This is a genomic window from Mycobacterium sp. SMC-4 (assembly GCF_025263265.1).
GTDB lineage: Bacteria > Actinomycetota > Actinomycetes > Mycobacteriales > Mycobacteriaceae > Mycobacterium.
The window spans coordinates 96,504-109,004 of sequence record NZ_CP079869.1 but is presented as its reverse complement, the minus strand read 5'-3'; the positions used below and the strand labels follow the sequence as shown (position 1 = coordinate 109,004).

Here is a 12,501-nt window from a genome sequence, read left to right as displayed (position 1 = left end):
TCCGGCTACAACTAAAACAGCTTGCGCGCCAGCTTCCACGCCTTCTCTGTATACGGCGGGTAGATGAAGGCGCCGATGTCGGGTCGGGTCGGCTTGGTCAGCACCGACTTGCTGTGGCTGAAAGTCTCGAAGCCGAACTTGCCGTGATAGGCACCCAGGCCGGACGGCCCGACACCGCCGAAAGGCAGCTTGTGGGTGGCGAAGTGGAAGATCAGGTGGTTGACCACCATGCCGCCGGCCGGGACCTCTTTGATCACCCGTTCGCGCACCGCCTTGGACTTGGTGAACAGGTAGGCCGCCAGCGGCTTGGGCCGGGCATTGACGAACGAGATGGCCTCGTCGAGGTTCTTCACGGTGACGATCGGCAGAATCGGCCCGAAGATCTCGTCGGTCATCAGCGGCTCGGCGGGGTCGGGGTCGACCACGACGGTCGGGGCGATCTTGACGTTGACCGCATCGGTCTGGCCACCGACGGCCACCGAGCCTTTGGTGGCGGCCAGTGCCGAGGCCAGCCGGTTGAAGTGCCGCTCGTTGACGATCTTCTTGCCGCCGGGGTTGCCGGCTTCGAACTTGTCGACCGCCTTGCGGATCTCGGCGACGAGCTTGTCCCGCACCGGCGCCTCGACCAGCAGGTAGTCCGGCGCGATGCAGATCTGGCCGGAGTTGATCAGCTTGGTCCAGGCGATGCGCTGCGCGGCGACCTCGATGTCGGCGTCGGCGGCCACGATCACCGGGCTCTTGCCGCCCAGCTCGAGGGTGACCGGCGTCAGATGCGATGCCGCGCTCTCGTAGACCTTGCGGCCGATTTCGGTGCCGCCGGTGAAGATCAGGTGGTCGAATCCCTGGTTGATCAGTTCCTGGCTGACCGCGCCGTCACCCTCGACCACGGCGATCGCGTCGTTGTCCAGGTAGCGCGGCACCAGCTCGGCCATCAACGCCGAGGATGCCGGGGCAACCTCGGACGGTTTGAGCACCACGGTGTTTCCGGCGGCGATGGCGCCGACGGCCGGGCCCAGCGTGAGTGCGAACGGGAAGTTCCATGCGCCGATGATCAGGACGGTGCCGTAGGGCTCGTACTCCACCCAGCCCAGGCCGGGCAGCTGCGACATCTCCAGCATCCGGTAGCGGCGCTTCATCCACTTGCGCACGTTCTTGGCTGCATAGGCCGCCTCGCCGGCGGTGCTGGCGATGTCGGCGAGCCAGGCTTCGAACGGGGCGCGGCCGAGGTCCTTCTCCAGCGCCTCGGCGATCGCGCCTTCGTTGTCGGTCATCAGGCGTTCCAGGGCGCGCAGCTGATTCTTGCGCCATTCGACGCTGCGGGTACGCCCGGTGGCGAACGTCTTGCGCAGCCGGCCGACGACGGCGGGGATGTCGGTGCTGGTGGGGTTGGGTGTGTGGACCGGGGCGGCAGATTCAGTGGTCATGGCGGGGTCTCCTTCCTGACCTCGGAGTACCCGCATGGTAGCCAACCATCCAGTTGGTGAACAGGTCGCCTTCCCGTGCTCAGCCCCGCACCGCGGTGGTGAACGTCGAGAATGACTCTTCGTCACTGTCGGCGATCTCGACGAAGCGTCCGAGCCGGCGCATCTCGTCCCGCGACGCGGTGGCCGCAGCCCGCCAACCGTGCCGGTTGAGCCAGTCGGCGACCTCAGCGCGGTCGGGATCGTCGTAGGTCAGCTCGGCGATGTCCATCGGTTCGTCGATCCCGAGTTCGGCGGTGACGGCGGCGAATCGCGTCCGCATCCGTTCGCGCCGGTCCGGGGCGTGGATGCCCATCGATTCGGCGGCAACCCGGCTCCCGGCGGCGCTGAGGTCGGTGATCTGGGTGAACAGCCGGTCCTGGGCGTCGGCGGGCAGATACATCAGCAGTCCCTCGGCCAGCCACGCCGTGGGCACTGTGGCGTCGAAACCGGCGGCCTTCAGCGCAGCCGGCCAGTCCTGTCGCAGGTCGACGGCGACCGCGCGCCGCTGCGCGGTGGCGGCCACACTGTGGGCAGACAGGGTGGCGGCCTTGTACTCCAGCACCTTGGGCTGATCGATCTCGAAGACGGTGGTACCGGCCGGCCAGGACAGCCGGAACGCCCGGGAATCCAGACCGGCAGCCAGGATGACGACCTGGCGGATGCCCGCGTCGGCGGCCTCGGCGAAGAATCGGTCGAAGAAGTGTGTACGCACGGCCTGGTAGGCGCCCATGTGCTCGAACAACGCGCCGATCTCGGGGTCGGCCTCGGTGATCCGCTCCACCAGGGCCCGGTCGAGCATGTGTTCCCAGGCTCCGGTTCCGGCATGGGTGACCAGCAGGGTGGCGTACGGGTCGCGGATCAGCGGGTCCGGGCGCTCGGTCTCGGCGGCGCGGGCCGCGGCGACCATGACCGCGGTGGCGCCGACACTGGAGGCGATGTCCCAGGTGTCGTCATCGGTGCGCAGTGAACTCATGGTCGAGAACCTCCTACAGCAGCAGACCGTTACTTGGGAAGTCTATCTAACAAAATGACGGCCCGCAGCGGCCGCCATCGGTCCGCTGTCCTGAGGACTATTCGCTGATATTCCAAAGCTTGTGCGCGAGAAGCAGTTCCAGCTTGTGGATGACCGAGCTCAGGTTGGTCTGATCACCGACAAAACCGGCGTAGAAACCGATCCCCCACAACACCGCAACCAACATCTCGACCAGCTGTTCGATATCGGTGTCGGTGCTGAGCTCACCCCGGGTGATCGCGTCCTCGACCACCCAGCCGACGAACGCCCGTGAGTTCTTCAGCGGGTCGTGCTCGTCGTCGATCAACTCGGGATGGCGCTGGTTCTCCAGCACCGAGGTCACCAGGAACGCCGCCGCGCCCCGGTTGTCCGAATCGACCTGGGTGGCGGTGACCAGGAACGCCGCCAGCCGGTCCACCAGACGGGTGTGATCGTGCGCGCGGGCAATGCCGGCGCTAACAACCGAGGCATTGGTCTGCCGCACCACCTCAGCCCACAGCACGCGTTTGCTGGAAAAGTAGTGGTTGATCGCAGGACGCGTGAGATCGGCACGAACCGCAATAGCCTGGAAAGTGGCTGCGTCGTAACCCAGTTCGCTGAAAACTTCACGAGCAGCGCGCACGATGCGCTCCCGCGTCTCCGCGGCCTTCGCTGCGGGAGGACGGCCTGGCCCTCGACTCGCCGTGTACGGCACGGTCAAATTGTGCCACACGCCACTTGGGACCGGTTCGCCCGGCGCGGCGACGCGCGCGGCGGCGACGATTCAGCAAACCGCGGCGCGCCCTTCTCGCGGGTGTTCGGACGGGTAATCGACGCGACGCCCCGACAGCACCACCGAGGGGGAATTAGGGTGGCGGCCGTGGGGGCGGTGTCGTCGCGGGAGGCGTTCTTCGAAACCGGGCTGACGGTGCTCGCCGATCTGGGCTACGGCGGTTTGAAGCTGGCCGTGGTGTGTCAGCGGTTGGGGGTCACGACCGGTTCCTTCTACCACTACTTCTCCAGTTGGTCGGCCTACACCCGCGAGCTGGTGATGCACTGGCGCGACAGCACGACCGACGCGGTGATCGAGGCCGCCGGTTCCGAACCCGATCCGCGGCTGCGCATCGACCGGCTGATCCAGAACGGGCTGACCCTGCCGCACAGTGCCGAAGGCGCCATCCGGGCCTGGAGTGCCGTCGACCCGGACGTGCGTGCGGTACAGGCCGCCGTCGACCGTCAGCGCTTCGACGCCCTGCATGACTGCGCGCTGCAGATCCTGCACCACCCGCGGCAGGCGCAGCTGTTCGCCGCGTGGGGCGTGTACCTGCTGGTGGGTTACGAGCAGGCCACCCTGCCCGCCGATCTCGCCGGGCTCGGGTGGATCGTCGACCAGATGCTCGACACGCTGGACTCCGGCCGATTCGCCTCGGTACCCGACGATGACTGAAGCCACCGAGCATGCCTCCGGGCCCGACCGCGATGGCGGGGATGTCCCGATCCCGCACGTCGTGGCGATGCTGCGGGAACGCCTCTACGGCGCGATCTCCTGCCTGGCGACCCTGGCGGTGCTGACCCGCTACACCGGGGAGGACACCAGCGCCTGGGCCCGAATGCTCGACGTCGCGGTGACGATGGGCGGGTTGTGGGCGGCCAGTCTGCTGGCCGACTGGGTCGCGCACCTCAGCGTGCACGGGCAGTCGCCGCGCGGCATCGAGCGTCTGCGCGTCCTGCAGTCCTCTGGACAGATCCTGCAGGCCAGTGTCCTTCCGTTGGTGGTGCTCGGCGCCGCCGGTATCGGACTGCTCGACACCGACGACGCGATGTGGATCGCGAAGTGGATTCTGGTGTTCGAGTTGGGGGTGATCGCGTTGGCCGCGGTGCGCCGCACCCGGCTGCCGTTGTGGCAGCAAATCGTGACCGTGGTGACGCTGGCCGGGCTGGGTCTGTTGGTCATCGCGATCAAGGTGTTCGCACACTGATGCCCACCCGCGCGGTCGGCGGGCGGGCGCGCATTTCCCGGAGATTGCAGCACCGCGACCCCGACAACGACGCGCTGCGGCGGGCCGTGCGCGCCGCGGTGGTGGTGCCGCTGGCTGCGGCGGTCAGCTTCGCGGTGGCCGGCGACTCCGCCCAGACGCCGCTGTTCACGCTGTTCGGTTCGGTGGCCCTGCTGGTGCTCTCGGACTTTCCGGGCAACCGGCAGAGCCGCGCGCTGGGTTACGCGGGGCTGGGCGTCAACGGCTTCGTCCTGATCACGCTCGGCACCCTGGTGGCCCCGTATGCCGGGCCGGCGGTGCTGGTGATGTTCGTTCTCGGCGTCGTGGTCACCTTCTCCGGTGTGCTGAGCGAGACGTTGGCCGCGGGCCAGCGCGCCACCTTGATGGTCTTCGTGCTGCCGGCCTGCACCCCGGTCGGGCCGATCGGCGAGCGTCTGCTCGGCTGGGCCATCGCGCTGGCGGTGTGCGTGCCGGCGGCGCTGTTCGTGCTCCCGCCGCGCCACCACGGGCAATTGCGCCGACGTGCCGCCCGGGCCTGTCAGGCGCTGGCCGATCGGCTCGATGGTCGAGCCTCGGCCGCCGACGTCACCGCAGCGATGGACGCCCTTCGTAGAACCTTCCTGAACGCCGACTTCCGGCCGGTCGGCCTGTCGGCCGGCAGCCGTGCGCTGGTCCGCGTCGTCGACGACCTGGAATGGGTCGCCGAACGGATCGGTCACGACACCGGGGTGCCACTGCGCGACAGAGCCGCGGTGGTGGCGGTACTGCGGTCGGCCGCGGCGGTGCTGCGGATCTCCCGTCCCGCGCGCCGCGATGCGGCCCGTGCCGATCTGGATGCCGCGCTCAGCGAGCTGCGCACGGTGGCGCAGGGCCGGTGGCGGGAGGACCTCGAGGCGATCCTCGGGGCCGCCGACGACGAGCAGGCGGTCACCCTTGGTCGCCTGTTGCTGCAGCGACGCACCGTGGCCGCCACGATCGGAGCCACCGGGCGCATCATCGTCGCCGCGGCCGCGGCCGATGCCCGGCCGGTATGGGCCCGGGCACTGGGGTTGCGGCTGCCACCGACCGGCGCCTCGGACCGTCTACTGCCGGAAACCGTTGCCCTCGCACACATCACGGCGGGGTTTGTGGCCAACCGGGCGGTGGCGTTGCGCAACGCGCTGCGCACCGGGTTGGGTTTGGCCGCGGCGGTCGCGGTCACCCACCTGTTCCCGGTCGAACACGGGTTCTGGGTGGTGCTCGGCGCGCTGTCGGTGCTGCGTAGCAGCGCCTTGACCACCGGGACGCGGGTGTGGCGCGCGGTGTTGGGCACCGGCGTCGGATTCCTGTTGGGCGCGCTGCTGATTGCGGTGGTCGGTGTCGACCCTGCCGTGCTGTGGGTGTTGATGCCGCTGGCGGTGTTCGGCTCGACGTATGTGCCCGAGATCGCGTCGTTCACCGCCGGGCAGGCCGCGTTCACGATGATGGTGCTGATCTTCTTCAACTTGATCGCGCCGAGCGGGTGGCAGGTCGGCCTGATCCGGGTCGAGGACGTGGTGGTGGGCGCGCTGGTCGGTGTGACGGTGTCGGTACTGCTGTGGCCGCGGGGCGCCACCGCATCGGTCACCCGTGCCATCGACTCGGCCCGCAGCATCTTCGCCCGCTATCTGCAGGTGGCGGTCCTGCGCATCACCCGAGGCGCGTTCGAAGGCCGCACCGATCAGGTCGCGACGGCCGGTCATCAGGCCCTGAACGCCTCGCGGGTGATCGATGATGCGGTGCGCCAGTATCTCTCGGAGAGCAGCGGTGAGACGGACTTTCGGGCCCCTGTGGTGCGGGCGTTCAACCGGGCCATCCGGCTGCGTTCGGCGGCCGACCTGATCGCCGACATCCCGACACCGCCGCCGTTGACGGCTTATCCGGGCGTCCGGCAGGTTCTCGAATCGCACACCGAGGCGGTGTACGCGCGGGCGTGCGGGACGCCGCACCCGGACCGGCCCTCGGCGCCGATCAGCGACGAGTTCGTGTGCGCGTTGCGCTCCGAGGTCCGCCACGACGACCTCGGGGTGGCCGCCGCGCTGCCACTGCTCACGGTGGCTGCGCTGCTCGGCGAGCTGGAGCTGATCTACCCGCTGCAGCCCGATCCCGACCCGTCAGCCAAAGTGCCGCCACGGTAGTTCTACCGCTGAATCCACTACCGCAGCGGCACTTTCGCCGCTACGGATGGTGCGGCATCAGCGCGCCGGGCGGAATGGTGCCGAACTTGCCGGCCTGAAAGTCCTCGACGGCTTCGATGAGCTCACTCTTGGAGTTCATCACGAAAGGTCCGTACTGGAAGACCGGTTCACGAATCGGCCTTCCTCCCAGCAGCAGCACTTCCAGCGCCGGACGGTGCGCGTCCTGGGTCGGTTCGGCGGCCACCGTGATGCGGTCACCTGGTCCGAGCACCGCGAGATGTCCCTGACGGATCGGATGTCCCACCGGCCCGACAGAACCGCGGCCGGACAACACGTAGACCAGCGCGTTGAAGTCACGGTTCCACGGCATGTTCAGCAGTGCGCCGGGGGCAATCGTGGCGTGCGCCATGGTGATCGGCGTATAGGTCGCGCCGGGGCCGTTGGTGCCATCGACCTCGCCGGCGATCACCCGGACCAGCGCTCCGCCATCGGTCGAGGCCAGCAGGGTGACCTGGTCGCCTTCGATGGCCTGGTATCTGGGCGCGGCGAACTTGTCCTTCTTGGGCAGGTTGACCCACAGCTGGATGCCGTGGAACAGTCCGCCGCTCTCGACCAGTTCGGCCGGCGGTGTCTCGATGTGCAGGATGCCCGAGCCGGCGGTCATCCACTGGGTGGCGCCGTCGGTGATCAGCCCGCCACCGCCGTGCGAATCCTGGTGGGCGAAGCGCCCGTCGATCATGTAGGTCACCGTCTCGAAGCAACGGTGCGGGTGCCAATCGGTGCCGCGGGGCTGACCGGGCTCGTATTCGACTTCACCCATCTGGTCCATGTGGACGAAAGGGTCGAGGTCACGGTGGCTGACGCCGGCGAAGGCCCGGACGACTGGGAAGCCTTCACCTTCGAAGCCGGTCGGTCCGGCGGTGACCGAGCGCACCGGGCGCTCGGTGTCCGACGCGGATGGGCCGGCCAGACGGGGGAGGGTCAGGGTATCGGCTGTGACAGCAGGCATGCCTGATGCAACCGGACTATAGTCCGAATAATTCCGCAGCGCGGCTGCCCTCGGCAACCGATGGCGGCCATTCCGCCAGTGCCCAATGGCAGATGGCGTTACGGCTGACATCGGCCGATTGCCTCGGTGACCAGCGTCGCGCTCGCTTACGATCTCCGAATGAGGGGGACTCGCTGGATCACGGCCCAGCGAAATGACGGCTTCGGTGAACTGGTCGAGTCCATGGCCGGTGGCGCGCAACTCGGCGCCGTCATCGTCGGACCCGCCGGTGTCGGCAAGACGGTCGCGTTGCGTTCAGTCGTCGAGCAGTACGTCTCGGAGAACGCCGGCACCACCACACACTGGGCGGCGGGGACGGCCTCGGCGAAGAACATCCCGCTGGGCGCTTTCAGTCACCTCATCGAAAGCTCGGCGTCGGGCGAATCGGTCACGCTGTTGAAAGCGGCTCGCCACGCCCTGTTCGCCGACACTGGCGATGGCCTGCTGTTGGCCGTCGACGACGCGCATCAACTCGACTCGCTGTCAGCCACCCTCATTCATCAACTGGCGCTGGCGGGCTCGGCCCGGATCCTGCTCACGGTCCGCAGCCAAAGTCCGGTGCCCGACGCCGTCACCGCGCTGTGGAAGGACCGCGTCCTGGCCCGCGTCGACCTCGAGCCGCTGACCCGAGACGAGACCGACGCGCTGCTGTGCGCCGTACTCGACGGGCTCATCGAGACCGCGAGCGCCGAGCGGCTGTACACACTCAGTGGTGGCAACCCGCTGTATCTTCGCCATCTGGTGGAAGGCGGATTGGCTTCCGGCGCCTTACGGCCGGTCGAGGGCGTGTGGCAGATGCGCGGCACCGCGCCGCTGACTCCGCAACTGTCGACGCTGATCGACTCGCATCTGGATGCGTTGCCCGCACCGGTGCGCGCCGTGCTGGAATACCTCGCCGTCGAAGAGCCGCTGCGTCTGTCCGACCTGTCCGAGCTGTGCGGGATCGATGCGGTCGAACACGCCGAAGCCGCCCACGCGATCACCGCGCAGGACCACCACGGGGAGATACTCATCTTTCCCGCGCATCCGCTCTACGCCGAATCGGTGCGGGCCTCGACGCCACGGCTGGCGGCGCGTCGGCGACGCACCGAGCTGGTCCAACAGCTCGCCAGTGCGCCGGCGCGCAATGTCGTGGACCGGCTGCGGTTGGCGGCGCTCGCACTCGACACCGATTCTGCGCCTGCACCGTCGGAGCTGGTGTCGTCTGCCTGGGAGGCAATGCAACTCGGCGATCTGGTCCTTGGTGAACAGTTCGCGCGCGCCGCGCTCGACAAGACCGGTGACATTGCGGCCCGTCTGCCGTTGGCCCACTCATTGTCCTGGCAGGGCCGTGGACAAGACGCCGAGGACGTCCTGGATCCGGTGCACCCGGAGTCGTTGTCCGAGTGGGAGCTGATGGCGTGGGCCCTACCGAAGGCTGCCAACCAGTTCTGGATGCTGCGTGATTCGCAGAACGCCATCGATTTCCTCGAGAACGTGCGCAACCGGCTCCAGCTGCCCGCGGCGTTGCACACCATCGACGCCCTGCGCGCCACCTTCGCGATGAGCTCCGGGCAACCGCGCCGGGCAGCGGATTTGGCCACCGACGTGCTCGCTGCGCCCGACGCCGACGACCTGGCTGTGGCGTGGGCGTCGGCCACGGCCACCCTGTCGTCGGCTCGGCTGGGTCGGTTCGCCGAGGTTGCGACGCTGGCCGAACGGGGGTTGGCCGCCAGCCACCCGGGCCTGCTTCGCTTCACCATCGGTCTCGGACAGACCACCGCGATGATCATGGACGGTGAGCTGGCCGCTGCCGAGGACATCGCCCGGCATTACCTCGGCTTCGCCAGCTTCGCACAGCCCGGCCGGGCGATCGGCGAGGTGCTGCTCGCTCACACCCTGCTCGCACGCGGTGACCTCCCCCAGGCGGTGTCGCTGCTGCAGCAGGCCGCCGCGGCGTTGACCACGACCGGATACTCGTGGGGTCCGCTCGCACTGGTCAACGTCACAACAGCGTTGGGTCAGCTGGGTCGGGCGGCCGAGGCAGCCGCACACCTCGAGCGGGCCCAGGCCAACCTCGGGATGCGCGCACGGCTCTACGCGCCCGAACTGGCCCTGGCCAAGGCCTGGGCCCGCGCAGCGGCACGTGACATGCCGGGGGCGATCAGCGCTGCCCGTGACGCAGCAGCCGCGGCGACGGGCACCGAGCAGAAGGCCATCGCACTTCGCGCGCTGCAGGACGGGCTGCGCCTGGGCGACGGACGCACCGCCCGTCGCGTCCTCGATGCCGACGGACCGCCGTCGTGCCGGTTCGAGACCATCCTGCGGGCCCACGCCCACGCGCTGAGCCGCCATGACGGCGACCGGCTGCAGGCGGTGTCCCAGGAACTCGCCGACATCGGCATGGTCGCCGCAGCCGCGGACGTGGCGGCCCAGGCCGCGGCAGCGTTCGAGACCGCTGGGCAGCGTTCTGCCGCGGCTGACGCGAAATCGGTTGCCGTGCAGCGGGCACAGCGCTGCGGACGGCCGTCGACACCGGCACTGGAGCGCCTTCTGCAGCCGTTGCCGCTGACCGGCCGGGAACGCGAAGTCGCCGTGATGGTGTCGCATGGCCTGTCCAACAAGGACATCGCCGACCGGCTCTGCGTGTCGGTGCGCACCGTCGAAGGGCACGTCTACCGGGCGTGTTCGAAGCTCGAGGTCGCCGATCGCGGCCAGCTCGCGGCCGCTGTCACCGCGGGCCACCTTCAGGACGTGCCGAACGGCCCCACCCGGAAGGCACGCTGATGTCCTTCACCTCGCACCTGAGCACCGCGCATACCGAGATAGTGCTGCGCGCACCGCACGGTGGCACGCTCGCGCCGGTCGAGACGGTGTGGTTCACCGCCGGTGACGGTTTCACGCTGAATTTCAAGCATCTTTCGCGCGCGCCCGGCACACCGGACCTGGGGCCCGTGATGCTCGTGCACGGCTCTGGTGTGCGCGCCAACCTGTTCTGTTCACCGAGCATCATCACGCTGCCGGCGATGCTCGCCGCTGCCGGGTTTGACGTGTGGATGCTCAACTGGCGGGCCAGCATCGATCTGGAACCGTCGCAGTACACCTTCGATGATGCTGCGGTCCATGACTTTCCCGCTGCCGTCGCCGAGATCACCCGCCGCACGGGCCACGACAAGGTCAAAGCAGTCGTGCACTGTCAGGGATCGCACGCTTTCATGATGTCGATCACCGCGGGCCTGCTGCCCGACGTCACCCGGGTGGTCGCGAACTCGACAGCTCTGCACCCCCGGGTTCGGCGCGCCGCCATGGTGAAGCTGCCGCTGGCGTTGTGGACTTTCGGAAACTTGACCGACTACTTCAATCCGCAGTACGGGTTGTACGCCCCGCGGGTACTGCCCAAGGTGATGGACTGGATGGTGCGCGCCTTCCATCACGAGTGCCGCAACGCGGTGTGCAAGCATTCGAGCTTCGTCTACGGGTTCGGTTTCCCGACGATGTGGGACCACGACAACCTCGACGACGCCACCCACGACTGGATCAAGGGCGAGTTCGCTCACGTCCCGGTGAGCCTGTTCCGGCAGACGCGTGACTGTCTGGTGGCCGGTCACCTGGTCACCGCACGCAACTATCCGCAACTGCCGCACCGCCTGGGCGTCGACGCCCCGAAGACCGACGCCGTGTTCACCCTGATCACCGGCACGCAGAACCGCACCTTCCATCCGTCCGGGATGCAGCGCAGCTTCGCCTATCTGGACCGTCACACACCGGACAAACACCGCTTCCACACCTTCAGCGGATACGGCCATCTCGACATCTTCCTAGGCCAGTACGCTGCCCACGACGTATTCCCGCATATCCTCGGATGGCTGCGGGACTGACCATGCCGAAGACGCTGATGCTCAGCAATTGTGTTCTGTTGCTCTGCCTTTCGGTGCTTGCTGGCTCTGGACTCGGCTCGGGGTTGCGCGGTCAGACCGTGATGACGATGACGCCGGCTGACGCCAGGTCCTGGGCGATCACGGCCACAGTTCTGGCCGCCGTCATGGTCGGCACCGAGGTACTGTCGGGCCTTCGCTGGCTGGCGGTGGCGGCGTTGGTGGCCGCGGTCATCGGGTTGATTCTGTTGTGGGGCAGGCCCACCGTCCCCCTCGGCAGTGTGTGGGCGTGGGCGGCCGGGTGGTGCGCGGTGGCCGGGTGGTTCGCCGTGATGGCCAATCGAGCACGGCAGAACCAGTGAAGGGCCTGCGGTTCCGGGAGACGATGACCGGCTTGATCGATCTGCGCAGCGCCGATCCGGTGGCCGGGTACGCGTCCGCGACGGCGGTAGCAGTGTCGTTGCATGCGCGCGTCGATATCGACGACGTGGCCGATTTCGTCGGCGCCGATCGGCACTGCGCCAGCTTGCGCGTCGAGTTGGTCATTCCGGTGCTGGGCGGGCACTTTCTGTCCCGCGATGGGCAGTTCAGTTGTTTCGAACGCGGCGCCGGGCACAACGGCCGACCGGTGCAGCAGATGGTCTATACCGCAGTCATATTCAACAACGACCGGGTCTACCGGATGTTCGCACGGAAGATCCTCGAGCCCGGCTGGCCGTGGCGGCTGTGGCGGGACACCACCACGCTGCACCTCGCACTCGTCGACGAGACACCGCCGTCGCCGCAGGACCCCGAATCGGCGCGTCCCCGCGGCGCGGCCGGCGTCGTCCGGCTCAGTCCCTCCGGTTTCCTTGCGCAACTGACCACGATGCGGGCGCACGGTGACGTCGGCTTTCTGGACACACCGCGTCTGGTGTTCAGCTACGCCCGGTTCTTTCTCGCCGGGCTGGCCAAGACCTACCTGTTGCGCGCGCGGTGGTGAACCGCGCCGT

Annotated in this window: 11 protein-coding genes; 7 read left to right on the top strand and 4 right to left on the bottom strand. The window is 68.3% G+C overall.

Annotated features, from left to right (window positions below):
* Positions 1-11 precede the first annotated feature (11 nt).
* The 3 genes from KXD98_RS00545 to KXD98_RS00535 form a co-directional block, all read right to left on the bottom strand.
* A complete protein-coding gene (locus tag KXD98_RS00545; protein WP_260761379.1) occupies positions 12-1,424 on the bottom strand; it encodes an aldehyde dehydrogenase family protein in 1,413 nt (470 codons plus the stop codon).
* Positions 1,425-1,503: 79 nt separating this feature from the next.
* The gene (locus KXD98_RS00540) at positions 1,504-2,436 is read right to left on the bottom strand and encodes a class I SAM-dependent methyltransferase (protein ID WP_260761378.1); all 933 of its coding nucleotides are present in this window, start codon (positions 2,434-2,436) and stop codon (positions 1,504-1,506) included.
* A 97-nt stretch (positions 2,437-2,533) separates the two neighbouring features.
* Entirely contained in the window at positions 2,534-3,169 is a 636-nt protein-coding gene (locus KXD98_RS00535) for a TetR/AcrR family transcriptional regulator (RefSeq protein WP_260761377.1), read from the bottom strand.
* A gap of 165 nt (positions 3,170-3,334) precedes the next feature.
* Between KXD98_RS00535 and KXD98_RS00530 the strand changes: the two genes are divergently transcribed.
* Genes KXD98_RS00530 through KXD98_RS00520 form a run of 3 tightly spaced genes read left to right on the top strand, consistent with a single transcriptional unit; the run spans position 3,335 to position 6,607 of the window.
* Complete coding sequence (locus KXD98_RS00530; protein WP_260765462.1) at positions 3,335-3,901, top strand: TetR/AcrR family transcriptional regulator; 567 nt, start codon at positions 3,335-3,337, stop codon at positions 3,899-3,901.
* Positions 3,894-4,433: a hypothetical protein gene (locus KXD98_RS00525; protein ID WP_260761376.1), complete on the top strand. Its 540-nt coding sequence runs from the start codon at positions 3,894-3,896 to the stop codon at positions 4,431-4,433. The genes KXD98_RS00530 and KXD98_RS00525 overlap by 8 nt, the downstream gene beginning before the upstream one ends.
* Positions 4,433-6,607 carry an FUSC family protein gene (locus KXD98_RS00520; RefSeq protein ID WP_260761375.1) on the top strand — a complete coding sequence of 725 codons (2,175 nt, stop codon included), beginning with the start codon at positions 4,433-4,435 and terminating at the stop codon, positions 6,605-6,607. Before KXD98_RS00525 ends, KXD98_RS00520 begins: the two co-directional genes overlap by 1 nt.
* Positions 6,608-6,647: 40 nt before the next feature.
* On the opposite strand, the gene KXD98_RS00515 is transcribed toward KXD98_RS00520, so the two are convergent.
* On the bottom strand, positions 6,648-7,616 hold the full coding sequence (locus KXD98_RS00515; protein WP_260761374.1) for a pirin family protein: 969 nt from the start codon (positions 7,614-7,616) through the stop codon (positions 6,648-6,650).
* Positions 7,617-7,775: 159 nt separating this feature from the next.
* On the opposite strand from KXD98_RS00515, the gene KXD98_RS00510 reads away from it, so the two are divergent.
* Genes KXD98_RS00510 through KXD98_RS00495 form a run of 4 tightly spaced genes read left to right on the top strand, consistent with a single transcriptional unit; the run spans position 7,776 to position 12,491 of the window.
* Positions 7,776-10,421, top strand: a complete 2,646-nt coding sequence (locus tag KXD98_RS00510) for a LuxR family transcriptional regulator (RefSeq protein ID WP_260761373.1) — start codon at positions 7,776-7,778, stop codon at positions 10,419-10,421.
* Positions 10,421-11,512, top strand: coding sequence for an alpha/beta hydrolase (locus KXD98_RS00505; RefSeq protein WP_260761372.1), 1,092 nt, complete (start codon positions 10,421-10,423; stop codon positions 11,510-11,512). Before KXD98_RS00510 ends, KXD98_RS00505 begins: the two co-directional genes overlap by 1 nt.
* On the top strand, positions 11,497-11,871 hold the full coding sequence (locus tag KXD98_RS00500) for a hypothetical protein (protein WP_260761371.1): 375 nt from the start codon (positions 11,497-11,499) through the stop codon (positions 11,869-11,871). The genes KXD98_RS00505 and KXD98_RS00500 overlap by 16 nt, the downstream gene beginning before the upstream one ends.
* Positions 11,868-12,491, top strand: coding sequence for a hypothetical protein (locus tag KXD98_RS00495; RefSeq protein ID WP_260761370.1), 624 nt, complete (start codon positions 11,868-11,870; stop codon positions 12,489-12,491). Before KXD98_RS00500 ends, KXD98_RS00495 begins: the two co-directional genes overlap by 4 nt.
* Positions 12,492-12,501 lie beyond the last annotated feature (10 nt).

Coding starts and splice junctions, on each gene's coding strand:
- KXD98_RS00500 (WP_260761371.1), top strand. CDS start 11,497: ATGGCTGCGGGACTGACCATGCCGAAGACGCTGATGCTCAGCAATTGT.
- KXD98_RS00545 (WP_260761379.1), bottom strand. CDS start 1,424: ATGACCACTGAATCTGCCGCCCCGGTCCACACACCCAACCCCACCAGC.
- KXD98_RS00540 (WP_260761378.1), bottom strand. CDS start 2,436: ATGAGTTCACTGCGCACCGATGACGACACCTGGGACATCGCCTCCAGT.
- KXD98_RS00525 (WP_260761376.1), top strand. CDS start 3,894: ATGACTGAAGCCACCGAGCATGCCTCCGGGCCCGACCGCGATGGCGGG.
- KXD98_RS00515 (WP_260761374.1), bottom strand. CDS start 7,616: ATGCCTGCTGTCACAGCCGATACCCTGACCCTCCCCCGTCTGGCCGGC.
- KXD98_RS00510 (WP_260761373.1), top strand. CDS start 7,776: ATGAGGGGGACTCGCTGGATCACGGCCCAGCGAAATGACGGCTTCGGT.
- KXD98_RS00505 (WP_260761372.1), top strand. CDS start 10,421: ATGTCCTTCACCTCGCACCTGAGCACCGCGCATACCGAGATAGTGCTG.
- KXD98_RS00520 (WP_260761375.1), top strand. CDS start 4,433: ATGCCCACCCGCGCGGTCGGCGGGCGGGCGCGCATTTCCCGGAGATTG.